We start from the raw sequence: 26,367 nt of genomic DNA on the forward strand, positions 1-26,367 counted from the left end.
GAAGTATCGAGAACGGTTATAAGATGTAAAGCTTCTCGATACAATTTCAGTAAAAAAGCTGTCGCATTTTTCCTGAAATCACTCGAAGTGACGCAAGATTACTCGAAGTGACGCAAATTCGTCAGTTCGAGTCTCAAAAGATTTGCGATCAGCTAATCTTTGAAGTATCGAGAACGGTTATAAGATGTAAAGCTTCTCGATATAATTTCAGTAAAAAAGCTGACGCATTTTTCCTGAAATCACTCGAAGTGACGCGTTGTAAAACTCCACAACTAACAAAACGATAACGGCCAGGACGAACCCTTGCAGGAACATCATTGTGATAAGCATTGGAACAGACGGCAAATCGGAATTATCTTCAAACGGAGAAAAATCCCTGTGGTAACTCGTCACTATTATTACAAAGCGTTCGAAATGAGCGCCGATTTTCATCAGAAAAGAAATCAATAAAACATATATAAAATTGGTTCGTAATCTTTTGAAAAACAGTGTAAAAGGCATTACGGTCGCGCAGAAAGTCATCATCCAATACAACGCTGCATATGGTCAGGTTGCTCTTTGGGAAAGCGCAGTTTGTTCGGTAGAAAATAAGTTTATGATTAGAAAATGAATGGATGTTATTGCGGTATAGCCAATAATTATCCAACTGATTAAATTAAGGGCTTTCCTGGTCTTGAATCTGTTCTTAAATGAAAGTTCAATGATTAGCAAACTAAATACTAACGGGACTAAGCTCATGATGAGATTTGTGTCGGTTATTTGTAAGATGTTGTTGAAGATTTCCATTCAAATGCGTGTTGATTTCACGTTTGCCAAATGTACATATAAAACAAAAATCTCCTCCAGCCGGAAGAGATTTTCATTTCACCTAAAATATGCAATGTGATTGTTATTTATCCGTCAATATTATCAACCCACCGGCGGCTTTTTTGCCATAAATCGCAACCGCTTCTTTAGCCGAAAAATACATCGTTTCTTTATTATTCAGATTGCAACTGCTTTTTTTCCCTGAATAGGCTTTTAGGTATTCTGAATATTTGATTGAACCGCCATCGGCACTAAGGACAACCGGATCGGGTTCTCTGCTTGCTGACATTCCGATACCTCCGGCAACAAGCATGAGCTCTTTAGCTTCGACTTTATAAAATGTGGCAAGTTGTTTTTTTGACAGGATATAATCCCGGGTTTCATATGCATCGAATACGTCTTCCTTATTTTCTTTAACGATTTCATTGTAGCTGACCCTGATGACATTGTCGTTATCTATCGATTCGTTCGGGATATCCAATGTAAATTTGCCGTCAGCACCGCTGTAGGCACTGATTATCTTCCCGACCGTTACCAAAGTTATCCTGGCATTCTTAACAGGCACTTGACCGTTGCCGAAATAGACCATCCCTTTAAAGGTCGTAAAATCGTCCGGGGAAGAAGTTGGCGATGGTGGTAACGGATTATTCCGCAACGCTGCCGGAGCTGTAGTTTTTGACGATGCAATTTCCGTTTGAGGTGATTTATCCTTTGCCTGGGATGGCTGGCAGGCGGCCAATGCGCCGGCGATCATCACACCGGCAGCAATATTGGAATATGGGAAATTCAGGCTAAAATCAGTTCCCCGAATTGGCAATGGTGTCCTGAGCTGCTCCGAAGTGACCCTTGCGCAAAGGCTGCCGTTGGCTTTTTTCATCTGCTGTGCAATCTCAAGTGGACTGAGTTTTGTAAAATCAATAACATTTTTGGCACACACGTCGCAGAAGCTGCCGGTGCTATTAGGTGTCATATTATCCCAGTTTTCTGAGCAGGGGTTGTTTAATTTCAGGAATTGATTTTTCATGGCTGTGGTTTTGGTAAATGATCCAGTAACAACTCAACTGGAACATCATTTATTATATAAATAAAAGGATTGTATTTTATATGAAAAGGTTGGGAGAAGGAGTGGATTTTTATGTATTTAAGAAAACTGCCGCATTAAAAATATTCTGTAAGAACAATTCCGCAGATAATTTAAGAATTTTTACGGGAAACCCGTAATACAACCGATTGGAAAAAATTGTATTTTACCTTCAGGGAAGGGGCAGTGCATCCCTACGAAAAAAATAACATTTTTGGATACGGGTTTGCCGTAGAAATTGTTAAATTTTGATGGGATGTTTTGCCTTGTAGTTTATGCATGCCTGAATCGACATGTTATAAAACAACGGATACTGGTATTGAAAAGAATTACATAAAGATTGGTGGAATTTATGCCGCAATTGTATTTGATGACAAAGATTGGAAATCTGCGGTAATTCGGGTCATCTGCGTTTCATTTTAACCACCCCGGCTTTCAGCCACCCCTCCAAAGGAGGGGAATTCAAAATTGCAAATCACCATTGAGATTAAAGACTCAATACATATCCAATATTAAAATAGGGCAGTATCTTATGGTTCAAATCACTATACATCAAACTCGCCTCAATCGGGCCAAAAAGTGTCTTGTAACCGCCGGTGAGCGCATAGCCCATACCACGTGAAGTAGAATTGATGCGGTAATTGCTTTTGATGAAGTCGAACCAGAGTCCGTTGATCTTTCCCGTCAGGTATAAATTGTTGATGATTTCATGCTGATAGCCCACCTGCAACGAAACCACGCTCGAAGTAAACACCGACGCCTCGGGCAATCCCGCAAAATTTACCTGATTGCGGATGATATTGTTGAGTCCGCCAATCACGAAATCATTCATGATCGCCTGGTGGTAATTGAAATTCATCCCCGATTGCAATTGTAAGAACAGCGCATCACTGCCAGTCGGAATGTAATGCTCAAGTGAAAGTCTTAATTGCGTATATGGATTAGAATCGAAAAATGGCGAATCCTGTGTTGCCACGATTTCATCTTTATTATAAATGGTATAATGCGACCGCTGGCTGTAAACCACACCCGCCTGCACATTAAATCGCGTTCCCTTTATCGGGTAAAGCGAGGCGTTGAGGTCGTTATATTGCAAAGTGAAATAAGAGTTCAGGAAATGCAGATTGCCTTCTGCAACCAGTGACGACGTTCCCTCGGGGTCATAAACCACATTATCAAACGTTGTTCCGACGCCAAAAACCATGTTGTTATTCGGCTGAAAAAGCAATTGCAAATCGCCGTTGAGGGCGCTCTGGTTATAACTTCCGCTATCGGAAAATTTGGCGTCGTATGTGGTTATATCTGTAGTTTCGCCGCTCGTAGTCGCCTGGATAATGAGGTTGCGGCTTTTGGTAAGGTATTTTGAAAATGCCGCTTTTGCCCGCTGGTTTTCGCCTACAGAAACGGCAAACGAAGCAGTAGAGAAAGACGTAAGGAAATTCCGTTTCACGAGTCCGGTTTTGAAAGCTATTCCTGTCGCCGAATTGTAGCTGAGTCCAAGACGAATGGCGGTATCCGGTGCTTTATCAACATCAAAAATGATGCGCGCACTTCCGGCTGCAGCCGGAATCAAAGTATAATTGATGCGTGTAAAATCGCGGGTTGCAAAAGCAGAACGCAAGGCTTCGGTGAGGTTGCGGGCGGTGTATTTCGTATTGACAGAAAAATCGATAAGCTTCAGGAAAACCGGAATTTCAGCAGGGCGAAGGCCGCGTACCTCATATTCTGAGATCAATACCGTATCGCGCTTGGTAAAATCTGTTTCTTTAATTTTTTAAAGGCCATAAATGACGTCGAGAGAATCCTTTAGTTTTTTGAGTACCGGATAAAGCTGTTTTCCTTTTCAATACCTATGTCAATTAGTTTATCTGCCGATGAAAAACTCGCAGAATTGAATTTTCCGAGCGGATAGTCAACATAAATATCGACGAGCTTGCGCTGTTCTTCTAAATCGGCGACAGCTTTATAAAACGGTAGTCTTCCGTAAACTTCGAGTGGTGAACTAAGACTTTGCACAGGCCGTTCGTCATCAGAAACATCGCTGCCGATTACGATTTTAGCGCCCATTTGCTTAACATTAGCTACCGGAAAATTTCGCACAACCCCGCCGTCGACGAGCATTTTTCCGTTGATTTCAACCGGTGTAAAAATTGACGGAATTGCCATACTCGCGCGGATGGCTTTTACGATATTGCCTTTGTCAAGCACGACCATTTCGCCATTGCTGAGGTCGGTGGCGATGCAGGCAAATTTTTTGTCGAATTTATTAAAATCGGTGATTTCATAATAGGGATAATACAGTTCGGCGAGCGCGAGCCACATTTCGTTTGATTCGATAAACCCGCGCTGGAAAGCGAGTTTGCCGTCTTTTAAAGGAAGTTCGATGTATTCGCCCATATGTTCTCTTTCCTTGATGCTGAGTGAATTGAGCGGTGGGTCATTGGTGAGCAGCGATTCCCATTTAAGGCGCCTGGCGATTTTGAGGATGTCCTTGCCGCTGTAACCCACAGCATATAAACCACCCACTACAGAGCCCATGCTTGTTCCGGTGACATAATCAACTTTGAGTCCGACAGAATCGATAGCCATTAAAAGCCCGATATGTGCGATGCCTTTTGCGCCGCCACCGCTTAAGGTAAGCCCGATTTTTGGGCGTTCGGTCTGCGCCGCAACAAAAGTTGAGATAAATAAAGCGAGGAATAGGTCCTGATTCTGGCGTGCGGGTTTCCCATGAAAGTGTACAACTGCAATTTAAGTTTTCAGCAATTAAAATTAGATTTTTATAGTTGCTTGTATATTGCAGAATTACCGTAAAAACTTACATTTTTTTAATTCGCAGAATTCGGAAATTGAAGTATTTTTTGCATAAATTCGTTTATGGTTCCTAAAGAAAGTATCAGATACAATATGCAGTTCGTTTTATTCGTTTGAATTGAAAACAAAACCTTTACCAATGAAAGTCAGAAAAATAAAGTTATTTGGAGCGATTTATTTCGCCGGATTGGGCATCGCTAACTTAATCGGTGTTCATGAGATCCAATGGATCGATTTGATACTATTTGCAATTTCAATTTTGCCATTATTGATTAACAAAAAATTATTCCTCATTTCTTATGGCTTTTTTGCAGGTTTGATTTCATTATATATCGGATACGCATGCACTGTATTTACTTTTAACCAGAAAGTCGGGACAACTGCAACGGATTTGTTGATGGGTTATGCACTTTTCTTCTTTTCTTTAATGGCATCATGCGCATTATGGTATGCCGGACTCCAATCTTCAACAAACAAAAGAGAGTTCAGTTTGATATAAATGATTACCCGAATGAAAAAATGCCCATGGTTACTGCTATTGTTGTTTGTTGCCGTAAGTTCTGCGCAGCAAGGTAAAATTGTCGTAACAGCACTTAACAGCAAATCCCTGCAAAATACCGCAGGCGAAAACCCGAAACGAAGAATTACCGTTTATCTGCCGCCGGGTACGACGCTTCGACAAAACGATATCCCGTTATTTACTTCCTGCACGGATTTGCGTGGAGCGACAGCCTGTTGGTCGCCAGTGACCATATTGATAAACTGCTTGACAAAGCGATCGCCACAGGAAAAATAAAACCTGTAATCGTTGTAATGCCTGACAGTCATAATCTTTATCGCGGCAGTTGGTATGCCAATTCTGCTTTGACGGGCAATTGGGCAGATTATATTACAAAAGATGTGGTGAATTTTGCCGATACGCAATTCATGCACGATCGCCGATAAAAAAAGCCGAGCGATTGCAGGCCATTCAATGGGCGGTAATGGCGCGCTCAGATTAGCGATGCAAAATCCTGGTGTTTTTCTGATGTGTATGCATTGTCGCCGGCATTGCTGGGTTTTGATGATGAATTCGGACCTGAAGATCCCGGATATAAAAGGTTAACAGAACTCAAATCACAGAAAGAAGTCACTACCGCATGGAATGAAATGGATGCCAATTTCCTGATTGCTGTCGGAAGAGCGTATACACCGAATGCCAAAAAGCCGCCATTTTTCGCAGATTTGCCATACACCTACGAAAACGGAAAAACAGTTTTACATCAGGAAATTCTTGATATCTGGCAACGCAATACGCCAATTATGATGATTGATAGTTATGTTGAAAATCTCAAAAACTCCACGCCATTAAATTAGATTGGGCCGGAATGACCAGTTCAAGCACATTCCGCGCACTTGTCTGGCATTTAGTAAAAAGCTTGAGCAACTCGGCATTATGCATTACGCCGAAGAATATATCGGAACCCACGGCAACAAAGTGTCGAGTGAAGATGGCCGTATTCTTAATGAAATGCTGCCCTTCTTTAATGAAAATCTTGATTTTGGAAATTAATTTTACTGCCGATTTTCTATGAAATTCCGATTAAACCCTTAAAGAACCCCGAAAGCCCCGCGCCGCATAATAAGATTCAGCGCCATTGTGGTAAACAAAAATGGTTCCATAACGATAATCAGCAAAAATAGCGCCGCCCAATTTCCTGATGGGTTCAGGCGTAACAATCCAGCTTGAGGTTTTGGTATCGAAATTCCCGAATTGCTGCAATTCCCGGTATTGCCCTTCTGTCAAAAGCGCAATTCCCATCGCTGCGGCAACATCGATAACATTATCTTTTGGCTTGTGCTCTTTTCTTGAATCAAGCGCTTTGCGGTCATAACAAAAACTTCTGCGGCCTTTCGGGCTTTCGGCGGCACAATCGACAAAAAAGTATTCATTTGTATTTTCGTCGTAACCGATAACGTCAGGCTCGCCGTCTGTGATTTCCATTTCATGAAGCGAACGGAGTTTCTCCGGATTGGCTTCGAGTTTCGCCTGTATTTTATTCCATTCGAGGCCGGAATGACGGCTCATGTTCTTTTCAAAACGCACTTTTAAAAGGTTGAGTAATGTTTGGCTTTCTTCCGGCGATAATGTTTCTTTATTCATGTCAGTGTATTTTAAACGAAGTTATGAAAAAAGAGTCTTGAAGAAACGGCATTTTTTTCACCTTTGGAAACATTCTAAAAATGATATTTTTTCACTAGGTTTGTTACAATAACCCTGATTATGAAAAATCCATCACAATTAATCGCATTGCTCAGGCAACTCGTTGCAGAGACCGAAAAAATCAACATCGGAAAAATTTATATTGCAATAATTGAAGAAGTGAACCGTATTACTTTCACAGCTTCAACACCTTATTCCGACATGGTTTATAAGCACTTGATCCGGCTTTCGATAAAAGATTTCATCCATTCCGAACGTTCAGAAGCCAGTGCGAAAGTCATCAGCGACGTTATCGACGTCATTTCAAATGTTGTTATAACTGAGTAACAGCCGATTTATACAGAATTTTCCCAAATTAATACTAAAATTAAAACCGAAGTTTTTTTCTACGCGCTTCAATTTTTATCTTTATGTAAGGCACAAAATTTCCTTCAGATGTTGAACGGAATTGGTTTGTACCGACATAAATCATGCGAAAACTATTACTTATTCTTTTTATAACGCCTTTATTCATCAGCTGTGGCGCGTCGAAATCCTCACCATTCGGTATTTTCCCAACCAAAAAAGGACAGCAGAAATATACTGCCGCTTACAACAAATCGTTGAAGGCATTATGGAATGTTACTTACAAAGAAGACAATGTCAGGACCCGTTTCGGAACGGCGCACGTTCTGATCAGCGGTCCCGAAAATGGCAAACCAGTCATCTTGCTGCATGGCACCGACGCAAGTTCCATCATGTGGTACCCGAATGTAAAAGCGCTTAGTGCAAAATACCGCGTTTATGCGATTGATTTTCCGATGGAAGCCGGCAAATCGATTGCGACAGTGCCTGAAATCGACAATGGTGATATCCTGAAATTCTACAATGAGGTTTTCGACCATTATGCGCTTAAAGACATGACACTTATTGGCGCCTCGCGCGGCGGATGGATTGCCACTTATCTTGCGATTCAGGAAAACAGCGGCATCCGGAAACTTGTGCTGCTGAGTCCGGCGCAGACTTTCACCGGTATCGATCAATTGGGAAAAGCATTGACCGGACTCACGTTAAAGCTCTTTCCGAAGCGAAAAAGGCTCAATAAATTTTTTGATCAATTTTCATTTTATCCCAAAAAAATCAGACTCGAATATAAGGAGCAGTTTTACCTCGCGAATAAATTTGCGCACAGCAAACCCGGACTTACTAAAATGAAGCGTTTTTCAGATGATGAAATCAAAAAGCTGCAAATTCCGGTATTGGTTTTGATTGGCGATCATGACATTATCAATGATGAAAAGTGTACCGAAAAAGCTGCTGAACTTTTGCCGCAAGCCGAAACCGGAATCATCAAAGATGCCGGACATTTCCTGAGTGTCGACCAGGCAGATGTCATCAATAAAAGAATATTAGAATTTATGGCGAAGAAATAAAAGTCAGGCGCTTTTCATCGCATGAATGATTTTTAACGAAGCAGCTTCGCAGAAATCAAGTTCGGAATAATCAGGATTGTAACCGCCAATGTAAGGCACAGCCATAATGAAAATTTGTTCGTTAAACTCGCCATAACGGTCTACAACCTGAAAATTATCATTGATGGTGATGCCAGGAACTTTGAGATAGTAATCGCCATTTTCGTTTTTTTCAACATTGTTGTTTTCGCTTGCTTTTTCACCTTCTTCAGCCGATGCGAATTTCAGCATAGCGGGACTGATCACTTTGTCTTTAACAAGCCCTTTAAACGGAAAATCGTCGTAGGATAAATGTGGTTGCCCAATACAGTCAATAAAGGTTTTATAGTATTCTGATTGTGGATTTCCGTTTTCATCGGTGTATTTATAACGGATTCCGCCATTTTCATCGGGTACGATTTCACTGTCTGTCCCGACGGCAACAATGTCGAGAAGGCCTGCCTCGTGAAGCGCAATCAATTCTTTGCAAGATTGCTGCGGGATAAAAGCAATTACGATAGAAATCAATGGCATTAGTACTTTTTGCAATCGCAGCATGTCTTCGGCAGATAAATATTTGGCGGGATAATTCATTGCAAAGCTCAAGGTAGCGAGCATTTCTTTCCAATATACAGATTCTTTTCGGCGAATGGATTGTTCGGCTTCGCGATATTCTGCTTTCAATAGCACGAACGGATCGAGCTTTTCTCTTAATTCCATCATCGCTTCAACGAATTCCTCAATCGTCATGAACTTGATTTTTTGGTAGAAATCAGGGTCTTTTTCGAGGAAAATCCGTTTAAAATCCATTTCAAAAATAAAATCCAGCGACAAAAAGCCGTTGTTTCCTTTTCGGTGCAAGGCGATTTCTACTTCAGTTAATAAAGAATTATTTTTGAGATGAGAATCCTCTAAATGGAACCGCACGGCTGGCAGGAGACCACTTCGCGAATGCAAAACCATCTTGAAATTTTCGCTTCCGGCAGCGGGATAGAAGGCAGTCTTTTCACCTGATACATCAAATATTCCATTATTTCGAGCCAGTGTACGGATAGCGTCGATCGCCGTCAACGATGTTCCTCTTATCGCAACCGAGTGATTCAATTGCATCGCAATTTTTGACGGCGGATAAGGCGAATCGTAATAACCGGGAATTTTGCCTTCGTATTTTTTAGGCCATTGGTGACCCGTACAAATAATGACGGTGTCAAATTTATGATGGTTGCCGTCGGTCAGTTCAACGACTACTTCGCTAAGCTTGTTATTGTAATTAATGTCGCTGACGCTGCATCCTAAGCATACATTTGTAGTGATGCCCTTTTCGGCTGCACCTTGCAATAACAATTCAAATTGTGCCGAAAGATAAGCGCCGAACAGCAGTCGCGGCAATACTTTATACGCATTAAATTTTTCCGGATTGATGTTGTAGTGCTTCAGTATTTCGTCAGGAATCGTTTTTATCCATTCACTGACAGATGTCACCATATCAGGAATTTCATTGCCCGAAACATTTGTAATATGCTCGTCGTTAGCCCCTTCATGACTGTAGGGCATGCCAGCGCCGAGTGAATTTTTCTTTTCAAAAATGGTGATTTCGAAGTTGTTATTGCCGGCTTCAGTAAGACGTTTGTACATGAAAAGTGCGCTTGGCATCCTCCGATAATGCCGATGCGTTTCTTTATTGTTCCCGCCATTTGTTTGTTTTGTGTTTGCACTTCCACTAAAGTAGCACAATTACAATGAATGACTTTTACATTATTGAACTTTGATTTTTAATAATTCAGGCCGATATCAATTAAAATACTTGCGGATTTACAATATTAACCGGATTCCTGTCGATGAAACTTACAACGTTTTCAAACGCTTTTCCGAAGTACAATTCATATCCGTTTTTTTCGACATAACCGATGTGCGGCGTGCAGATTACATTTTCGAATTGCAGCAACTCGAAATTTTTGTCATAAATGGGTTCTTCTTCATAAACGTCGATGCCTGCGGAAATTGGTTTTCCGCTTTTGAGGACATTGAGTAAAGCACCTTTTTCTATCAGCTCGGCTCTGGCGGTATTGATAAGGCAGGCATTGTCTTTCATCTTTTCAAGATCGGTTTGCCTGACGATGCCGTGCGTATTTTCATTAAGCCGCAAATGCAAAGTGATGATATCTGCATTTTCAAAAAAAGCAGCTTTAGAATTTGCTTTTTCGAAACCGTCTGCAATGGCTTTTTGCTGCGAGGCTTCACTTCCCCAAACCAATACATTGGCGCCAAAGGCTTTGGCATATTGTGCCATTCGCTGGCCGATTTTGCCGTAACCCCAGATTCCGATAGTTTTGCCGGCGATAGAGGAGCCAATGTTGATTTGCCATTTTCCATTTTTCATGCCTTCGATTGCCTGTGGAATTTTCCGCACCGTATTCATCAGTAATGCCCAGGCGAGTTCTGCAGGCGCGATGGGTGAGCCTGCGCCTTCCGCAACGGCGATTCCATATTTGTTGCAGGCGCTGAGGTCTATGTGGTTGGAGATTTTTCCGGTTTGGCTGATGAGTTTCAGTTTCGGCAGGTTCTTAAGCAAGGTTTCGGTTATTTCAGTCCGTTCCCGTGTAAGCACCACGATTTCGCAGTCTTTTATTTTTGAGGCCAATATTTCTGAATCTTTCTCAGTTTCATGCAAAACCTGAATGTCGCGGCCTTTTAATAATTCGAAACAATCGAGTTTCTCAATGATATTTTGGTAATCATCTAAGATTGTAATTTTCATTTTCAAGCATTTAATTCAATACCAAAAATACGAAAATCCGAATGTCATTCCCTGATAAACTTCCTGCTGAAAGTGCCTTTATCGGTTTTTACGGTGATGTTGTAAATGCCTTTGCTCAATTTCGCAGTATCGATGCGCATATCATTTCCCGAAGCAACCAACTGCCCTAACATGTTGTAAATGTTGTAACTAAGAGCGGCTGAAGCATCCAAACCGGCAATTCCAATGTTTAAAACAGTTGTAGCAGGATTGGGCAAATAACCGGACTGAAAGGGCTGTTTTCATTTTCGACATTCAGCAGTGAATTCGTATAGCGGCTGATGGCAAAATCATTATTGATGCCATTATTTGTAGCTCCGGCAACTATAATTTTACTGTCTGATTGTAATCCGATTGAAAATGCCTCGTCGTATCCGTTATAAAATGATGTCGTAACGCCGAAAATTCCTCCAAAATCCGCATCATAGCTGCCATCTGGGTTAAAACGCCTGATTTTAAAATCGTAATACATCTTGTTCTGGTTGTACAGGCTCACGGCTACCAGGAATTTGCCATCAGGCTGCAGGTAAATATCGTTGATTTCGCGGTAATCACTTGATAAGGCCGAAGATGCAATGCCGTTGTTGCCGTAAGTTGTGTCGAGAGTGCCGTTGGAATTATACCGTACAGTCGAAAAATTGATGTTGGCACCAATTGACCTTCCGGCAATGATGATTTTCCCGTCGGGTTGAATGAAACCTGTAGCGGCCAGGCTGACTTCATCTATCAATGTTGTTGTTTTTCCGTTTTCACCGAAAGTAGCATCAAGGCTGCCGTTTGCATTGAATCTTACCGTCGCATAGGCCAAGGCTCCTGAATACAATTCCGGATCAGATGCCGAAGCCGAAACGACAAGTTTTCCGTCCGGCTGTAACAGCACAACAATTTCGCCGATATAAAAATTGCCGGTTGATACAAATGCGGTGCCGTCATTATCAAAACTTGTGTCTGGTGTTCCGTTGTAATTGAATCTTTGCAGTATATACCCGTCGCCATTGCCTTCAGAGCCGATACCGGCGACAACGATTTTCCCGTCGGGCTGGCATACCATTGCAACAGCGCTAAAAGCCAGGCTTGCTTTACCATTAGTGCCAAATGAAGTGTCGAGAATTCCATTGGCATTATATCTTATAATTTCATTTGAATAAGACGCTTGACCGACACTGTAGTACATATTACCCACCAATATCTTCCCGTCAGGCTGAAATATTGCGGCAGTGACATTATTGTTATTGTCTCCGAAAACAGAAACTACTTTCCCCGAGTTCCCAAAATTGGTATCCAAATTGCCGTTGCTGTCGTATTTTGCCAGTGCAATATTGCTGTAGTAGGAATTGTTACTGCGCCTGCCTCCCGAAATACCAACCGCTATAAATGAATCGTCAGCGCTTATGAGTACTTTACTGACCTGATCATTGGTTGGTTCAAAACCTGTTGTAGTTTTTCCGTTGTTGCCGAAAGAAACATCAAGGCTACCTGAATTTATATACTTCGCAATTGCGAATTCAATTGTACTGTTATCTGCTGCAATCGATTCGCCAACCAGAAATACCGCTCCGTTAGGCGTTGCAACTGCAGCCATGGCCTTACTTAGGCCTCCGCCGAATGTTATCGAGACTTCACCATTGTTACCAAAAGAAATGTCTTTTGAAATATCACTGTTGAACTTTCTCAAAACCATATCAGAAGCAGTCAACATATAATTGTCTGATTTGATTGCCACCAAAAACTTACCGTCGGGCTGCCTTGTGACAGCGCTTATGTTGTCGTAATCATCTGCAAATGCTGCTGTGGCCTTTCCGTCGCCATCAAAGGAAGTATCCAGGCTGCCGTTGCTATTATACTGTACAACCCCGAAATTCCTGACCAGGGTATAGACGATTCCGGAGACTATTATTTTCCCATCCGGCTTTATGGCAACATCCATTGCGTTGCAGGAAGTTGTGCCTCCAAAATTCGTCAATACTTTGCCATCGCCGTCAAAAGAAGTATCGAGAGCACCATCGGGATTGTATCTTGCGACGGCCATCTGCTGCATGCCGCTTTGCAGGAATTTCCCGGCTACAAGCAGTTTTCCGTCAGGCTGCAAGGCTATTGAGGCTGGCCCGCTTTTTCCATTGCCAAATGAAGTGACGACTTCTCCGGCCGTGCCAAATGTCTCATCAATCTGTCCGTCGGCAGTATATTTTCTTAAGCCGAAATAATAATTTGGGTCGCCATTGTAAGTCTTTGCTGATGTGACAACGAATTTTCCGTCAGGCAAAAGTGTGAGTTTGCTTCCGAAGCTATCTAAAGGAAATAAATCGTTCGTGACTTTTCCATTGGTGCCGAAAGCCGTATCAAGCGTGCCGTCATGGTTATATTTTACAACGACAAGACTAGGAATGAAACCTGTTTTTCCGGTGGTGCCCAGCGCCATAATTTTGCCGTCGGGCAATACATACACAGCATTGATGTAACTGTAATCGTTGTTAATTTCGAGGAAATCGGTTACGACTTTTCCACCTGCTCCGAAAGTTGGATCGAGTGTACCGTCGGTGTTATAACGCACCAATGCAAAATCATTGTCTCCGTGGCTGCTGGTGTAGGAGCCGCCGACAATGAGCTTTCCGTCGGGTTGCAATGCAGCGGCGTTGGCTGAACTCCTGTTGTTGCCAAAACCCGTTACGGTTTTTCCATTGTTGCCGAATGTCGGGTCTAATTCTTGCGAAATGGCATTTAAGGTAAATAGGAGCGTGAGTAAAAGTAGTTTTTGTTTCATCTTTGGTGGTTACTTAAACATGGGTTTCAGTTTCATGGATGTAACAGTTATGAACTAAAATTCCCTAATCTTTCCAAAAATATAATCAATATGTATTATGCTCATTCCAGCAGAGACAGAATTTCAGCAATCGAAAAATGTGCGCCGCATACAAATTCATCCGCAGCACCATAATAGATTATGAGTTTATCACCTTCGACGATGTGGCCGTTGGTAAAAATCACTTTCCCGAAAAAACCATTGCGTTCATAATCTGTTGTAGGTACCATAATTGGCATAACAGTTCTCGAAATGATTGAAGAAGGATCTTCCAGATCCATAAGGAAAGCGCCGAGGCAATATTCATTTTCTGAATTGGCGCCATGATAAATTTCGAGCCACCCATTTTTGTACGAATAGGTGCTGCGCCGGCACCAACACGCGCGCTGTCCCATAATCCTGTGCGGGTTTTGACGAGGCACTGGTGATTTCCCCAATGAATCCCATCGACTGATTCGGCGAGCCAAATAAAATTGCCGCCAATTGCAACGCTGCTCGGTCTGTGCAGCATGTAATATTTGCCATTAATTTTTTCTTCAAAAATAGCACAGTCCTTATTGTGAGGAGGAAGGATCATACCTTTGGATTCGAAATTTTTCCAGTTTTTTGTAGTGCGAAGCCCGACGCCGACGCCATTATCAGATACAGCGGTGTAAGTCAGGTAATAAACGTCTTCAATTTTACTGACGCGGCAATCTTCAATACCGAATTGTTCCAATTTACCGATGCCGATCAGCGGATCATGATTTACCGGTTCATAAAAATGGATACCGTCAAAACTGCATAATAACCGAAGATGCGATAAAGTGGTGAGATAATCTGATCCGCGGTATTGGATAACGCGCGCATCGTCGGTAATCAGTTCAGGATCGTCCAGCGGCACTTCGATGATTTCTGTTTTTCCATTAGTATTGACGACGGGAAAAAATATAACACCAGCTTTTGGAGCAATACTTTCAGCAACCCTCACAAGCAGCCAGATTTTTCCGTCATATCTGAAAACGCCGGGATTTAATAAGCAAATGACTTCGAGCCCGTCAGCACTTGGATTTATTTGCTTCGGAATCAGCAGCGGATTTTCGGGAAAACGTTGGGCAATGTCTGGCATATCAATAGAATGTAAGCTCAAAGTTACCGGAAAATTCAAACGTAATTATTACACAATGTTTGCTGCATTCTTATAAGATTTAGCTTGGGTTTAAAATTTGCAAGTCGGTTTTGGAGAAAAGCTTTAACAATTTTTACGGCAATCCCGCAATACGACGTATCGAAATAAATTGTATTTTACCTTCAGGGAAGGGGAGGATGCATCCCTACGAAAAAATCAAAATTTTCGGTTACGGGATTGCCGTAAAAATTGTTAAAGTTTTGAAGTCATTTATAGCCGAATTATCTTTGTGATATTTTTATACAGCGCCGATTATCTCAAGATTTCCCAAAAACAAAAAAGTCCCGGGAACCACTCCGGGACTCAAACAAAAACCCAATCAAAATACGTCATCCGGTCGCCGGATTTTTCAAAAGCGACGACTTTTAACAACAACATCCTGATTTAACAAACAACATCAAATAATGCGTTATAGCTGATTTCGGTTTTCAGTTAGATCAGTTGGCAAAAACTTTGTCAATGTCAAATAATTGGAATTTGGATTGTAGCCCAGATTCCTGCTGTTTTTTGGTTGTCATTTCTTTTTCAGGTCTTGCATTTTCAGCATTTTTAAAGCTGTTACATTTTCCGGTAAAGAAAAATTTCAGTTGGTCAAAAATGATTATGTTTTTCATAGTTATAGTTTTGGTTGTTATTAATTATTGCCAGCCGCCGCCGAGTGCGCGATACAATTCTACATTGGCTGACAGTCTTTCTTTTTTAATGTTTGCGAGTTCGAGTTCGGCTTGTAACAGATTTCCCTGGGCATTGTTGACTTCGAAATAAGTTGCCATGCCGCTTTTAAAAAGCATATTGGCATTATTGACACCTCGTTTTAAAGTTTCAACGCGTTGGTTAGCAATCGTATATTGCTGTGAGAGCTTATCAATTTTCGCCAGCGCATCAGACACTTCAGCTACAGCCACCAAAACTGTTTGCCTAAAGCGAATCACTGATTGCTCACGTTCGAGTTTCGCAACTTCATATTGCGTTCTGAGCCTTTTTCCATTTAAAAGAGGTGCTGTCAAACCGCCAGCGACGGAACCAAAAAGCGAGGCCGGAATTGTAAACCAATTGCTCGATTCAAAAGCATTTACGCCGCCGACAGCAGTGATGGTTAAGGAAGGGTAGAGGCTCGCATTAGCAATTCCGACTTTGGCATTCGCCGCTGTTAACGCTAATTCAGCACTTTTTACATCCGAACGTTTGCTTAGCAATTGCGACGGAATTCCGGCAGAAAGATTGTCTTTTACAACAATATTCTCCAATTTACTTTCGCGTTCCTTAGCTTCAGGAAAAGTTCCGGATAAAACACTCAGTGCATTTTCCTGCAATTGGATATTTTTTTCAAGTTCCGGAATCAATTGCGCAGCAACCAGACTTTGTGCTTCGGTTTGCTCTTTCGCCAATGATGTCACTTGCCCGGATTCATATTGAAGGTTCACTGCGAAAAGCGTATTGTCATTCAGTTCCAGCGTTTTTTTAGCAATGGCGAGTTGCGCGTCAAGCATCAACAAATCATAAAAACCTTTTGAAACTGTTGCTACGATTGTTGTTTGCAGCGCTTTTTTCGCTTCGGCGGTTTGTAAGTAGGAAGCCTGCGCCGCTTTTTTCCTGTTGCGGATTTTTCCCCAGATATCCGCTTCCCATGAAAGATTCAATCCTGCATTAAAATCGTCAACGTGATGTTGCCCAAGGAATTGCTGCGTGCTCAGACCGTTAAGGCTGTTATCAGAAAGGCGTGTGCTTGTTGCATTTGCGTAAGCGTTCAGTTGCGGCACATTGCCCCATTTTGCTTGTTTGAACAATTGGTTGGCGATGGCTGTATTTTTGTCTGCGATTTGCAAATCGTTGTTTTTCGCCAAAGCGACGTCAATCAGTTGCACCAAATCTTTTTCTGCGAAGAAATTCTTCCATTCGATGTCGGCAATGCTCGTCGTATCAGTTGCCGTACTGTTCCTGAAATTCCCGGGAACTTCAGGCTGGTTTTGCTGGGCGAATGACGCAAAGCTTGTCAGCAAAATCATCATTCCTATATTAATATATTGTTTCATTTGAATTTAATTTTAGTCGATTAGACTTGTTCGTGTTTTTCGTTATTGATGACAGCGAGTGGTTTCCCGGTGATCAATTCCTGTAAATACTGGAATACGACGAATAATACCGGGATAATGAAAATCCCAAGGATTACCCCTGAAACCATTCCGCCCGCGGCACCGATACTAATCGAGTGATTTCCTAATGCCGATGGTCCGGTTGCGCGCATCATTGGCGTCAATCCAACCACAAAAGCAAAGGAGGTCATGATGATAGGACGCAGACGCAATTTGGCTGCTTCCAACGCCGAAGCCAGTAACGACTTGCCGGCCTTTCTTCGCTGGACGGCATATTCTACGATAAGGATAGCGTTCTTGGCGAGCAATCCGATGAGCATGATTAAGGCAACCTGCACATAAATATTATTTTCGATTCCGGTCAGGCCAATGGCTGCAAATACACCGAATATTCCTGTTGGAATCGACAGTAAAACCGCCATCGGAAGGATATAACTTTCATATTGCGCCGCCAGAAGGAAGAATACGAACAACAAACTCAACCCGAAAATTACAGCCGATTGTCCTGACGAAGCGATTTCTTCATTGGTCAAACCGGAAAATTCAATCGTATACCCTTTTGCCAGTTTGGCGTCGGCCACTTCCTGAACCGCTTTGATGGCGGCACCTGAACTATATCCCGGTTTTGCAATCGCATTCACGCCAATCGAATTAAAAAGATTGTATCGCGAAGCCGTTTCCGAACCGTTAACCGGTTTTAAAGTTACGAGCGAACTTATCGGAACCATTTCGCCGAGCCTGTTTTTGACGAAAATATTATTGAGCGATTCAGCGCTTGTTCTCGAGGCTACATCGGCCTGTACCATCACACGGTAATATTTCCCGAATCGGTTAAAATCTGATGCCTGTGCGCTTCCGTAATAGGTTTGCATCGTTTGAAGAATGTCCCTTACATTCACGCCTAATTGTTCAGCTTTCACATCGTCGACTTCCATTTCGAGCTGCGGATAATCAGCTTTGAAACTTGTAAATGCTACTGCAATTTCCGGGCGTTTCATCAATTCACCAATAAAAGCATTACTCACGCCAGAGAATTTGCTGATACTGCCGCCGGTTTTGTCTTTGAGTACGATATCCAAAGCATCAACATTGCTAAATCCGGGAACGGTCGGGAAGGTAAACACGAAGAAATTCGCGCCTTTAATTCCGGAGAGCCTGCCTCGCACATCGTTCATAATGTCGTTAATATCCTGAACTTCGCCACGTTCTTTGGCTGGTTTCAATAAGATGAAAGCAACTCCGGCAGACGAACTTGTAGAAGACGTCAGCATATTGAATCCGGAAATGATGTTCAGTACTTTTTTTGAGGGAAGATTGCCCAAAGTGCCTTCCACTTCTTTCATTGCTTCCTTCGTGCGCTCCAGAGAAGCACCCGCCGGCATTGAAAGTGAAATCGCGATAAATCCCTGGTCTTCTGATGGAATAAATCCGGTCGGCGTAGTTTTCACCATATAAAATGTTGCAGCAATTACGACTGCCAGTCCGCCAAAACTCAACCATTTATTTTTGATCAGGAAGCGAACGCTGTTGATGTATTTTTTGGTCAGCTTGTCAAAACCGGTGTTGAAACCAACGAAGAATCTTTCTTTGAAATTTTTCGGCTTTTCTTCTGAATGATGGTGATCGTCATGCGGGATATCTTTGAGGAATAAAGCCGCAAGTGCCGGACTCAGTGTTAAGGCATTTACCGCAGAAATCACAATCGCAATCGCTAATGTAAAGGCGAATTGACGGTAAAAAACACCTGTCGAACCTTCCATAAATCCGACTGGCAAAAACACTGCAGACATTACCAAAGTAATAGAAATAATCGCACCGGTAATTTCGCTCATCGCAGATGTCGTTGCGGCTTTCGCGGAAAGTTTCTTGCTGTGCATTTTTTCGTGCACGGCTTCAACAACGACGATGGCGTCATCTACGACAATTCCAATGGCTAAAACCAAGGCAAAAAGGGTCAGTAAGTTGATCGAAAATCCGAAAACCTGCATGAAAAGAATGTTCCTAAAATAGAAACCGGAACCGCAATCGCCGGAATCAGCGTCGCCCTGAAATCCTGAAGGAATAAAAATACAACAAGGAATACCAATATAAAAGCTTCAATTAAAGTATGTTCAACTTGCTCGATAGACATATCAAGTGAATCCTTAGTATTGTAAAGAATCAGGTGTTTGACATCTTTCGGAAAATCCTTAGCCGCTTTTTCCATCATCGCTTTAATGGCAATCTGTACATCGCTCGAATTGGAACCGGGTAATTGGAAAACTCCGATATTCAATCGGATTTTCCGTCGATGCGCGTGGCACTTCCGTAAGAATACGAACCGAATTCAACCCGCGCTACATCCTTCAATCTTAACACAGAACCATCCGAATTCGAGTGGATTACGATATTTTCATACGCACCCGGATTGTTTAATTTTCCTTTGTATTTGATGACGTATTCAAACGCTTCTTTGCTGCTTTCGCCGAACCTTCCCGGAGCGGCTTCGAGGTTTTTATCCTGGATGGCTGCCAGAACTTCCTGCGCACTTAATTTGTAAGTCGCCATTTTTGCAGGATTCAGCCAAACGCGCATTGAATAATCGCGGCTTCCTCCGAAAATAAAAGCCTGTCCGACACCCGGAATCCTTTTTATATCGGGAATAATGTTGATCTGAGCATAATTATTAAGGAAAGTCTGGTCGTATTGTTTTTCATTTTCGGTGTATAAATCTACCACCATCAAAAGACTGTTCTGTTTTTTGGTAGTCTGGATTCCTGCCTGAACAACTTCCTGCGGCAATTGGCTCGTCGCCTGTGAAACGCGGTTTTGCACATTCACAGCCGCCTGGTCAGGATCAGTGCCTAATTTAAAGTTGACTGTGATTACGAGCGAACCGTCGTTACTGGCGGTAGAACTCATATAGCTCATATTTTCTACACCGTTGATGGCTTCCTCCAAAGAAGGTGCAACCGAACGTAAAACGGTCTCTGCATTCGCACCCGGATAAACGGCCACAACCTGAACGGATGGCGGCGCGATATCGGGAAATTGCTGCAACGGAAGTGTTTTTAAGCCTATCGCTCCGAGGATCACAATAAGCACAGCGATGACTGTCGACAGTACTGGCCTGTCAATGAATTTTTGTAACATGATGTTGGTTTTTGTCTTAGATTATAATTTCGCTACGGTTTTTTTAGCGTTTTCAGGAATGATTACAGCGCCGTCAGGCAGGTTTTCAAAGCCTTTGAGAACGATGCGGTCGCCGGTTGCGATGCCTTCGCTGATCAGATAAGTCGACCCGCTTTTTCCGGAAACAACCACGGGTTGCCTGGTCACCGCGTTCTTTTTATCTAAAAGGAATACATAAACTTTATCCTGGATTTCAATGGTCGCTTCTTGCGGAATCACGATAGAATTTTCGTGTTGCATCGAGATTTTTACTTTTCCGGTATTGCCTGAACGTAATAATCCATTGGCATTTGGAAATGTGGCCTGAGCGTAATCGCACCCGTAGTTTTGTCAAATTGCCCGTCAACCATATCGATTTTGCCTTTTTGGGGATATTCGGTATTGTCTGATAATAGGAGTGAAACCGGCGCCAATCCTTTCAGTTTATCGTTAACCGAATTGCCTTTGTATTGCGACTTGAAGTTGATGAAATCATTTTCACTCAAGGAAAAATAAGCATATACTTCTTTGGTATCAGAAAGTTTGGTCAGATATTCAGGATCTGACGGACCACTAGACTGCCTTGTTTCTTCGGCAATCTTCCGATGTAGCCTGATACCGGCGACTTGATTGTTGTATAATCAAGGTTGATTTGTGCCGATGCAACTACGGCTTTTGATTGAGAAACAGTTGCTTTTGCAATGGCGAGGTTTCCTTTTGCAGTTTTCAGTTGGAAATCTGAAACCACTTTATTCTGTACTAATGGCTGTAGCTTTTCAACTTCGAGTTGTGCGTTGATAACGGCAGCTTCAGCAGCATTTAAAGTGGCTACTGCATTGTTGTACTGCTGGCGGTACGGATTGTCGTTGATTTTGAATAACGGTTGTCCGGCAGTTACATAAGCACCTTCATCAACATAAACCTTGTCAAGTGTACCGCTCACTTGCGGCCTGATTTCAATATCGGTTTTTCCTTGAATGGCTACCGGGAATTCGGTGTCAGTCGTGGTTGAGGCATAAGCAACATCCATTACAGGAAGCGTTGCCGGCGGCGGGGCAGGAGCGTTGGCGTTTTTGTCGGCACAACTTGCTAAAAATAAAGCAAGCAGGCTCATGGTCATTAAACTCGTGCGCATTGAGAAGAAATTGTTTTTTGGGGTTTCATTAATGGTTTTCATGATGTTGGATTTGATTGTTATTGATGGTTTTTGATTTCTATTTGCTGTTGTTCTCATAATTATTTTGAAATAAACGTTCCAGAATTATTGCTGATTGTTAAAATTTTTCACTTATTTATTGTTAATTCTGAAATGATTGTTCCAAAATTAATGCTGTTTTTTAAATATTATATAATTTTTCCTACATTCATTTTGAAATGAATGTTCCAAAATTATTCAAAAAAATATTACTGGCGTGTAATACTTTTGATAAGGTATTCTGACATCTTTTTAATCTTGATTGGATCGCTGTTCAGAATAAAAGCCTGTTTCCATCCGGTGAATGTTGTCATGATGTATTCTGCCAATAATGATGCATCTTCGCTTCCGTCTAATTCGCCTTTATCAATCGCATCCTGAATCAAATCAGTCATCATCACAAGGAAAATCTCATTGTTTTTGTGCAAAAGATTTCTGACTGCTTCATCTTCGGGTGCGATTTCGAAGATGGTCTTGATGCCGAGACAGCCTTTGTCTGAATCTGCAACCCAGGCAGCCTTATCGCGGATGATCCTGATTAACGCCTGCAATGGAGAAGATGCATTTCTGATTTTTTCCTGGTTTCACAAATTCCCATTTCAGCGTAAGACGTCACACATTTCATGAACAAACAATGTTTGTCGCCAATCGTATTGTACAAACTGCTCCTGTTGATCTGCATAGCATCAACAAGATCCTGCATAGAAGTGTTGTGATAGCCTTTTTCCCAAAAGACATTCATCGCTTTTTCTATGATCTCACATTCGTTGAATTCAACAGTACGTGCCATGGTATGCAAATTTATGGGACAAAGATATGATTAATTCTGAAACAATCATTTCAAAATAGAAATTATTTTCAGTTTTTTAACCAAAGTTGATTTGATTGCTCGAAATCCCTTTATTGACAGGGTTTTTAGCAAATATTTATTTTTGGTTTTTAGCAAAGTAAATGACGATGCTCGTTTTCAGTTTCTACTAAAGCAACGTTAAAGTAGTAAGAAAACTTACACAAAAGCAGTAACTTTAAAGAAAAACATGCGTTCATCAGTTAAAAAAATCACGCTCAAGATATTAAAATCAACGGGATCACATTCGCTTCCATACTTTTTTTACTATTCATCTTACCGATACTATTTCCGGGAAAGATTGCCGAAGAAGTCAAAAAGGTTGCCAATAAAAGCCTCGACAGCAAACTCGATTTCTCGAAATCGAAATTGTCATTTTTTACGCATTTCCCTTCGCTCACCGTTTCGCTTGACGATTTGTCTCTCACCGGATCTGCACCATACCGCAATGATACATTATTGAAAGCAAGACAGGTCGCTTTCGGGATCAACCTTATGAAGCTGCTTTTTAGCAACGAAGTCAAAATAGACAAGCTCTACGTTTCAGATGCTTTTATCGATGTGAAAGTCAATGAAAAGGAGAGGCCAATTATAATATTTATGTTTCGCCAGACAAGCAACCGAAAGACACTACCGAAGAAGGCACTGCCATCAGGCTCGACCGCATCGATTTTGAAAATTGCCATATAAGGTACAACGACCGTTCTGCAAAAATGCTCGTCGACGCGCACGGATTCAATTATGTCGGGAAAGGTGATTTAAGCGAAGATGTTTTTGACCTGCGTACAGATGCTGATATTGATTCCATCGATTTTTATTACGACCGCACGCCTTACCTTAAAAAGAAAAAATTGCATGCCGACCTTATCACTCGAATCAATACCAATTCGCTTTCATTCGTATTGCAAAAGAACGAGCTTAAAATCAATGAATTACCGGTAAAATTTACCGGATTGTTTTCGATATTAAAAGATGGTTACAAAATCGACCTTGACGCGGCATCCGAAAATACAACGCTGAAAGACCTGTTTTCGATTCTGCCGCCGCAATACATAACGTGGATGGAAAACACGAAAATTGAAGGGCGCAGCGATTTGCTTTTTACATTCAAAGGGCGTTACAGCGCTGCGACGAAGCAAAATCCTGATGTGACTTTTGACCTTAAAGTACGCGATGGATCGCTGGCCTACAAAGATGTGAAAACGCCGTTGACAGATTTTCAACTCGATCTGAATGCGAAATTACCTTCGCTTGATGTCGAAAAACTATCTGTAGACCTCAAAGCACTCGATTTTAAAATTGGCGACAAAGGTTATTTCAAAGCGATTGTCCATACAAAGGGAATGAAGGAAATCAACGTTAAGGCCAACGTCAAAGGCGATTTAGACTTGAAAGCCGTCGATGCCGCACTTGGTCTTGAAAAATTCGACATTCGCGGTATGCTGAAAACCGATATTTCAGCAGACGGCTGGTATGCGAGTGCCGCAAAACTGTTCCCAAGAATCAAAGGCGGTGTCAGCCTCAAAAACGGATGGCTCAAGACCGATTATTACCCGAATCCGATTAGCAATATTACTTTCGTAGCCAATGCCAGCAATGCTGAAGGTACGTTTGAAGACTTGAAGGTGGCTTTAAATCCTGCGTCTTTTGTGTTTGAAGGCAATCCGGTGTATGTTGACGCATCGGTTTCAGATTTCAACGATATGTTCTACAAAGCAAGAATCAAAGGCGAACTCAGTATCGGGAACATCTATAAAGTATTTGCACAAAAAGGACTTGACGTAAGCGGTTACGCAAACGCCGACCTTTCACTCGACGGACGGCAAAGTTATGCGACGACTGGACAGTACGATAAACTCAATAATAAGGGTACAATCCAGCTGAAAAATATTAAGGCGACTTCAGAATTATTTCCGAAATCTTTCCTCATAAAAGAAGGGCTTTTCCGTTTTCAGAACGAGAAAATGTGGTTTGAAAAATTTGCTGCCAATTACGGTAAATCCGATTTCGCCCTCAACGGGTATTTGCTCAATACCATCAATTATTTCCTGGAATCAAAAGGCACATTGGCCGGAAATTTCAGCCTGAAATCAAGGCTTATCAATGTTGATGAATTCATGGCGCTGAAACCCGGCGAAAACAAAGACCGCAAATCAGAAGTAGAATATGCCAAAGAAGACCATCCGAAAATGAGCGGCGTTGTGGCGATTCCGCATAACCTTAACGTTTCGCTTGTGGCTGACGCGGATAAAGTATCGTACAATGGCTTATTGCTCAACAACCTTAAAGGTAAAGTCGGACTTTCAAGCGGAAAATTAATTCTCGAGACAACGACTTTTGATATTATAGGCTGTAAGGTGGGCATTGATGCTACTTACGATGATGAAACGCCGCTTACGGCTAATTATTCTGCCCATTTCCGGGCAAAAGATTTCGATGTGCAGCGCGCTTACAAGGAAATTCCGATGTTTCATGATATGGTGACTGCTGCAGAAAAAGCAGAAGGCATCATTTCTGTCGATTATACAATTAAAGGAGACCTTGACGGAAATATGTCGCCAATCTATGAATCAATAAACGGAGAAGGCACGATTAATTTACGCAATGTAAAAGTCGTCGGACTGAAATTATTCGGTGGCGTGGGAGAGAAGACAGGACAGAGTGCGCTGAATAACCCGAATATGGAAGGCATAAATGTCAAAACCCATATTGATAATAACCTTATCCATATTGATGATTTTACATTCAAGGCTTCATTATTCCGCCCGACGATTTCCGGAACGACAAGTTTTAACGGATTGCTGGATTTACGCATAAGGATTGGATTGCCGCCTTTGGGGCTTATCGGAATTCCGGTCGTAGTGACCGGCACGCACAGCGATCCGAAAATAAAAGTTTTCAGTAAAACAGGTAGCAAGATTATTGAAGCGAAATACAATGAAAAAACGAATAAGGTGATTCGTGAAGAGAAACGGATGCCGGTTAACACTGAAAAAAAGGATTCGAAATAATTGATTTTGTGGTTTTAGCGTTATCAAAAATCAGACGTGTCATTCGTCGGAAAGTTTAACAATTTTTACGGCATTCCCGCAATACAACCTATCGGGAAAAATCGTATTTTACCTTCAGGGAAGGGGAGAATGCATCCCTACGAAAAAATTGGATTTCTTGGATACGGGATTGCCGTAGAAATTGTTAAAATTTTGGTGTCATTTCGTGTAGTAAATAGTCGCCTCAATTTTTTATGTAAATTACTTTGTAAAGTCAACTATCAAAGGTTTATGGTCACTGTATTTTGTCCATTCATCATAACTACCAACTTCAACATTGACTAATTTCGCCATGAAATCTGATGATGCGAAGCAATAATCCAAATGATATGGTTTTTCGCGATTTCTATACATGAATAAAGTCGGATGCATTTCCTTGCCTTGTTCCTGATTGTAGAATTTATGGTAAGTGCTCAAAATCCCCAGCTTCCCAAGTTTTTCAACAACAGTCGAATGGTTGCCTTCCCTTCGCGGCCTGTCCCAAATCGTATTGCTGTTAAAATCGCCAATCAGGATAATTTTTTCATCAGACAAAATCGACTCATAAAAATGCAAAGCTTTCCAGATTTGCGTCACATAAGCGCCGTCTTTATCTTTCGGATTGTTGGCCAAATCGCAAACAGCAAAAATTCAATATCATTTCCAGTCACCAATATCGGCAGGATATTCTTAAAATCCGGGTTATGGCAATCAAGTAATTTGAATTTATAATCGCTGTAGGAAAAAACGCCAAGTCCTTTGTTTTGATTTTCGCCATACCAGACGATGTCGGCAGGTTTCGCTACATCGTCCGGAAATTTCAATTTATCCGGGCATTCACATTCGGGAATTACTAAAATATCCGGCGAATGTTTCAGGATGAAGGCTGCTTTTTTTCTGAAAGCCATGTTGCAATTCCATGTGATGATTTTCATGGCTTTTATCGATGATGA

At 41.8% G+C, this 26,367-nt stretch carries 28 protein-coding genes and 2 pseudogenes; 9 read left to right on the forward strand and 21 right to left on the reverse strand.

The window, feature by feature from the left end; genetic code table 11:
• Positions 1–207 precede the first annotated feature (207 nt).
• From ACSLFW_RS10990 to ACSLFW_RS11005, 4 genes are all read right to left on the reverse strand, one after another.
• Entirely contained in the window at positions 208–525 is a 318-nt protein-coding gene (locus ACSLFW_RS10990) for a hypothetical protein (protein ID WP_436555770.1), read from the reverse strand.
• Positions 526–889: 364 nt separating this feature from the next.
• Positions 890–1,831 (reverse strand): hypothetical protein, encoded by a 942-nt coding sequence (locus ACSLFW_RS10995; protein ID WP_436555771.1) that lies wholly within the window; start codon positions 1,829–1,831, stop codon positions 890–892.
• A 544-nt stretch (positions 1,832–2,375) separates the two neighbouring features.
• Entirely contained in the window at positions 2,376–3,623 is a 1,248-nt protein-coding gene (locus ACSLFW_RS11000) for a hypothetical protein (protein ID WP_436555772.1), read from the reverse strand.
• Between the two features lie 71 nt (positions 3,624–3,694).
• On the reverse strand, positions 3,695–4,639 hold the full coding sequence (locus tag ACSLFW_RS11005) for a patatin-like phospholipase family protein (protein WP_436557436.1): 945 nt from the start codon (positions 4,637–4,639) through the stop codon (positions 3,695–3,697).
• 202 nt (positions 4,640–4,841) lie between these two features.
• On the opposite strand from ACSLFW_RS11005, the gene ACSLFW_RS11010 reads away from it, so the two are divergent.
• The 5 genes from ACSLFW_RS11010 (at position 4,842) to ACSLFW_RS11030 (ending at position 6,254) form a co-directional block, all read left to right on the forward strand.
• Positions 4,842–5,201, forward strand: coding sequence for a hypothetical protein (locus ACSLFW_RS11010; protein ID WP_436555773.1), 360 nt, complete (start codon positions 4,842–4,844; stop codon positions 5,199–5,201).
• 12 nt (positions 5,202–5,213) lie between these two features.
• Complete coding sequence (locus ACSLFW_RS11015) at positions 5,214–5,498, forward strand: hypothetical protein (protein ID WP_436555774.1); 285 nt, start codon at positions 5,214–5,216, stop codon at positions 5,496–5,498.
• Positions 5,408–5,647, forward strand: a complete 240-nt coding sequence (locus tag ACSLFW_RS11020) for a hypothetical protein (protein ID WP_436557437.1) — start codon at positions 5,408–5,410, stop codon at positions 5,645–5,647. The genes ACSLFW_RS11015 and ACSLFW_RS11020 overlap by 91 nt, the downstream gene beginning before the upstream one ends.
• Before the next feature lie 93 nt (positions 5,648–5,740).
• Complete coding sequence (locus ACSLFW_RS11025) at positions 5,741–6,058, forward strand: hypothetical protein (RefSeq protein WP_436555775.1); 318 nt, start codon at positions 5,741–5,743, stop codon at positions 6,056–6,058.
• Position 6,059: 1 nt separating this feature from the next.
• Positions 6,060–6,254: a hypothetical protein gene (locus ACSLFW_RS11030; protein ID WP_436555776.1), complete on the forward strand. Its 195-nt coding sequence runs from the start codon at positions 6,060–6,062 to the stop codon at positions 6,252–6,254.
• A gap of 30 nt (positions 6,255–6,284) precedes the next feature.
• On the opposite strand, the gene ACSLFW_RS11035 is transcribed toward ACSLFW_RS11030, so the two are convergent.
• Entirely contained in the window at positions 6,285–6,845 is a 561-nt protein-coding gene (locus ACSLFW_RS11035) for a DUF4256 domain-containing protein (protein ID WP_436555777.1), read from the reverse strand.
• Positions 6,846–6,965: 120 nt separating this feature from the next.
• Here ACSLFW_RS11035 and ACSLFW_RS11040 point away from each other — a divergent pair, with 120 nt between their 5' ends.
• Both ACSLFW_RS11040 and ACSLFW_RS11045 read left to right on the forward strand, forming a co-directional pair.
• The gene (locus ACSLFW_RS11040; protein ID WP_436555778.1) at positions 6,966–7,232 is read left to right on the forward strand and encodes a hypothetical protein; all 267 of its coding nucleotides are present in this window, start codon (positions 6,966–6,968) and stop codon (positions 7,230–7,232) included.
• Between the two features lie 143 nt (positions 7,233–7,375).
• Positions 7,376–8,317, forward strand: coding sequence for an alpha/beta fold hydrolase (locus ACSLFW_RS11045; protein ID WP_436555779.1), 942 nt, complete (start codon positions 7,376–7,378; stop codon positions 8,315–8,317).
• A 3-nt stretch (positions 8,318–8,320) separates the two neighbouring features.
• Here the strand turns inward: ACSLFW_RS11045 and ACSLFW_RS11050 are convergent, their stop codons facing one another.
• The 14 genes and pseudogenes from ACSLFW_RS11050 to ACSLFW_RS11115 form a co-directional block, all read right to left on the reverse strand.
• Positions 8,321–9,988, reverse strand: coding sequence for an FAD/NAD(P)-binding protein (locus ACSLFW_RS11050; RefSeq protein WP_436555780.1), 1,668 nt, complete (start codon positions 9,986–9,988; stop codon positions 8,321–8,323).
• A gap of 142 nt (positions 9,989–10,130) precedes the next feature.
• A complete protein-coding gene (locus ACSLFW_RS11055) occupies positions 10,131–11,093 on the reverse strand; it encodes a D-2-hydroxyacid dehydrogenase family protein (RefSeq protein ID WP_436555781.1) in 963 nt (320 codons plus the stop codon).
• A 44-nt stretch (positions 11,094–11,137) separates the two neighbouring features.
• Positions 11,138–11,350: a T9SS type A sorting domain-containing protein gene (locus tag ACSLFW_RS11060; protein ID WP_436555782.1), complete on the reverse strand. Its 213-nt coding sequence runs from the start codon at positions 11,348–11,350 to the stop codon at positions 11,138–11,140.
• On the reverse strand, positions 11,323–13,893 hold the full coding sequence (locus ACSLFW_RS11065; RefSeq protein ID WP_436555783.1) for a hypothetical protein: 2,571 nt from the start codon (positions 13,891–13,893) through the stop codon (positions 11,323–11,325). Before ACSLFW_RS11065 ends, ACSLFW_RS11060 begins: the two co-directional genes overlap by 28 nt.
• A 101-nt stretch (positions 13,894–13,994) precedes the next feature.
• A pseudogene (locus ACSLFW_RS11070) lies at positions 13,995–15,040 on the reverse strand (glycoside hydrolase family 130 protein).
• 497 nt (positions 15,041–15,537) lie between these two features.
• Positions 15,538–15,714 carry a hypothetical protein gene (locus tag ACSLFW_RS11075; RefSeq protein ID WP_436555784.1) on the reverse strand — a complete coding sequence of 59 codons (177 nt, stop codon included), beginning with the start codon at positions 15,712–15,714 and terminating at the stop codon, positions 15,538–15,540.
• Between the two features lie 24 nt (positions 15,715–15,738).
• Complete coding sequence (locus ACSLFW_RS11080) at positions 15,739–17,133, reverse strand: efflux transporter outer membrane subunit (protein ID WP_436555785.1); 1,395 nt, start codon at positions 17,131–17,133, stop codon at positions 15,739–15,741.
• Between the two features lie 20 nt (positions 17,134–17,153).
• Positions 17,154–19,468, reverse strand: a pseudogene (locus tag ACSLFW_RS11085) (efflux RND transporter permease subunit).
• Positions 19,465–20,325, reverse strand: a complete 861-nt coding sequence (locus ACSLFW_RS11090; protein WP_436555786.1) for an efflux RND transporter permease subunit — start codon at positions 20,323–20,325, stop codon at positions 19,465–19,467. The pseudogene ACSLFW_RS11085 and the gene ACSLFW_RS11090 overlap by 4 nt, the downstream one beginning before the upstream one ends.
• Positions 20,326–20,346: 21 nt before the next feature.
• Positions 20,347–20,604 carry a hypothetical protein gene (locus ACSLFW_RS11095; RefSeq protein ID WP_436555787.1) on the reverse strand — a complete coding sequence of 86 codons (258 nt, stop codon included), beginning with the start codon at positions 20,602–20,604 and terminating at the stop codon, positions 20,347–20,349.
• A gap of 8 nt (positions 20,605–20,612) precedes the next feature.
• On the reverse strand, positions 20,613–20,849 hold the full coding sequence (locus ACSLFW_RS11100) for a hypothetical protein (protein ID WP_436555788.1): 237 nt from the start codon (positions 20,847–20,849) through the stop codon (positions 20,613–20,615).
• 41 nt (positions 20,850–20,890) lie between these two features.
• A complete protein-coding gene (locus ACSLFW_RS11105) occupies positions 20,891–21,577 on the reverse strand; it encodes an efflux RND transporter periplasmic adaptor subunit (RefSeq protein WP_436555789.1) in 687 nt (228 codons plus the stop codon).
• A 170-nt stretch (positions 21,578–21,747) separates the two neighbouring features.
• Positions 21,748–22,089, reverse strand: a complete 342-nt coding sequence (locus tag ACSLFW_RS11110; RefSeq protein ID WP_436555790.1) for a TetR family transcriptional regulator C-terminal domain-containing protein — start codon at positions 22,087–22,089, stop codon at positions 21,748–21,750.
• The gene (locus tag ACSLFW_RS11115; protein ID WP_436555791.1) at positions 22,077–22,328 is read right to left on the reverse strand and encodes a TetR/AcrR family transcriptional regulator; all 252 of its coding nucleotides are present in this window, start codon (positions 22,326–22,328) and stop codon (positions 22,077–22,079) included. Before ACSLFW_RS11115 ends, ACSLFW_RS11110 begins: the two co-directional genes overlap by 13 nt.
• Positions 22,329–22,754: 426 nt before the next feature.
• Here ACSLFW_RS11115 and ACSLFW_RS11120 point away from each other — a divergent pair, with 426 nt between their 5' ends.
• A complete protein-coding gene (locus ACSLFW_RS11120; protein WP_436555792.1) occupies positions 22,755–23,075 on the forward strand; it encodes a hypothetical protein in 321 nt (106 codons plus the stop codon).
• Between the two features lie 23 nt (positions 23,076–23,098).
• A complete protein-coding gene (locus ACSLFW_RS11125) occupies positions 23,099–25,396 on the forward strand; it encodes an AsmA family protein (protein ID WP_436555793.1) in 2,298 nt (765 codons plus the stop codon).
• A gap of 240 nt (positions 25,397–25,636) precedes the next feature.
• Here ACSLFW_RS11125 and ACSLFW_RS11130 read toward each other — a convergent pair whose 3' ends face one another.
• Positions 25,637–26,047: a hypothetical protein gene (locus ACSLFW_RS11130; protein ID WP_436555794.1), complete on the reverse strand. Its 411-nt coding sequence runs from the start codon at positions 26,045–26,047 to the stop codon at positions 25,637–25,639.
• The gene (locus ACSLFW_RS11135) at positions 26,008–26,349 is read right to left on the reverse strand and encodes a hypothetical protein (protein ID WP_436555795.1); all 342 of its coding nucleotides are present in this window, start codon (positions 26,347–26,349) and stop codon (positions 26,008–26,010) included. Before ACSLFW_RS11135 ends, ACSLFW_RS11130 begins: the two co-directional genes overlap by 40 nt.
• Positions 26,350–26,367 lie beyond the last annotated feature (18 nt).

This window comes from Flavobacterium sp. 3HN19-14, from assembly GCF_051373205.1.
Classification (GTDB): domain Bacteria; phylum Bacteroidota; class Bacteroidia; order Flavobacteriales; family Flavobacteriaceae; genus Flavobacterium.

Excerpts from the sequence above, each read along its gene's own strand:
- ACSLFW_RS10990 (WP_436555770.1), bottom strand. The coding sequence starts at position 525 with ATGATGACTTTCTGCGCGACCGTAATGCCTTTTACACTGTTTTTCAAA.
- ACSLFW_RS10995 (WP_436555771.1), bottom strand. The coding sequence starts at position 1,831 with ATGAAAAATCAATTCCTGAAATTAAACAACCCCTGCTCAGAAAACTGG.
- ACSLFW_RS11010 (WP_436555773.1), top strand. The coding sequence starts at position 4,842 with ATGAAAGTCAGAAAAATAAAGTTATTTGGAGCGATTTATTTCGCCGGA.
- ACSLFW_RS11015 (WP_436555774.1), top strand. The coding sequence starts at position 5,214 with ATGAAAAAATGCCCATGGTTACTGCTATTGTTGTTTGTTGCCGTAAGT.
- ACSLFW_RS11035 (WP_436555777.1), bottom strand. The coding sequence starts at position 6,845 with ATGAATAAAGAAACATTATCGCCGGAAGAAAGCCAAACATTACTCAAC.
- ACSLFW_RS11040 (WP_436555778.1), top strand. The coding sequence starts at position 6,966 with ATGAAAAATCCATCACAATTAATCGCATTGCTCAGGCAACTCGTTGCA.
- ACSLFW_RS11045 (WP_436555779.1), top strand. The coding sequence starts at position 7,376 with ATGCGAAAACTATTACTTATTCTTTTTATAACGCCTTTATTCATCAGC.
- ACSLFW_RS11050 (WP_436555780.1), bottom strand. The coding sequence starts at position 9,988 with ATGCCAAGCGCACTTTTCATGTACAAACGTCTTACTGAAGCCGGCAAT.
- ACSLFW_RS11055 (WP_436555781.1), bottom strand. The coding sequence starts at position 11,093 with ATGAAAATTACAATCTTAGATGATTACCAAAATATCATTGAGAAACTC.
- ACSLFW_RS11065 (WP_436555783.1), bottom strand. The coding sequence starts at position 13,893 with ATGAAACAAAAACTACTTTTACTCACGCTCCTATTTACCTTAAATGCC.
- ACSLFW_RS11075 (WP_436555784.1), bottom strand. The coding sequence starts at position 15,714 with ATGAAAAACATAATCATTTTTGACCAACTGAAATTTTTCTTTACCGGA.
- ACSLFW_RS11080 (WP_436555785.1), bottom strand. The coding sequence starts at position 17,133 with ATGAAACAATATATTAATATAGGAATGATGATTTTGCTGACAAGCTTT.
- ACSLFW_RS11090 (WP_436555786.1), bottom strand. The coding sequence starts at position 20,325 with ATGTTACAAAAATTCATTGACAGGCCAGTACTGTCGACAGTCATCGCT.
- ACSLFW_RS11095 (WP_436555787.1), bottom strand. The coding sequence starts at position 20,604 with ATGCAACACGAAAATTCTATCGTGATTCCGCAAGAAGCGACCATTGAA.
- ACSLFW_RS11105 (WP_436555789.1), bottom strand. The coding sequence starts at position 21,577 with ATGAGAACAACAGCAAATAGAAATCAAAAACCATCAATAACAATCAAA.
- ACSLFW_RS11115 (WP_436555791.1), bottom strand. The coding sequence starts at position 22,328 with ATGGCACGTACTGTTGAATTCAACGAATGTGAGATCATAGAAAAAGCG.
- ACSLFW_RS11125 (WP_436555793.1), top strand. The coding sequence starts at position 23,099 with ATGCTCGTCGACGCGCACGGATTCAATTATGTCGGGAAAGGTGATTTA.
- ACSLFW_RS11135 (WP_436555795.1), bottom strand. The coding sequence starts at position 26,349 with ATGAAAATCATCACATGGAATTGCAACATGGCTTTCAGAAAAAAAGCA.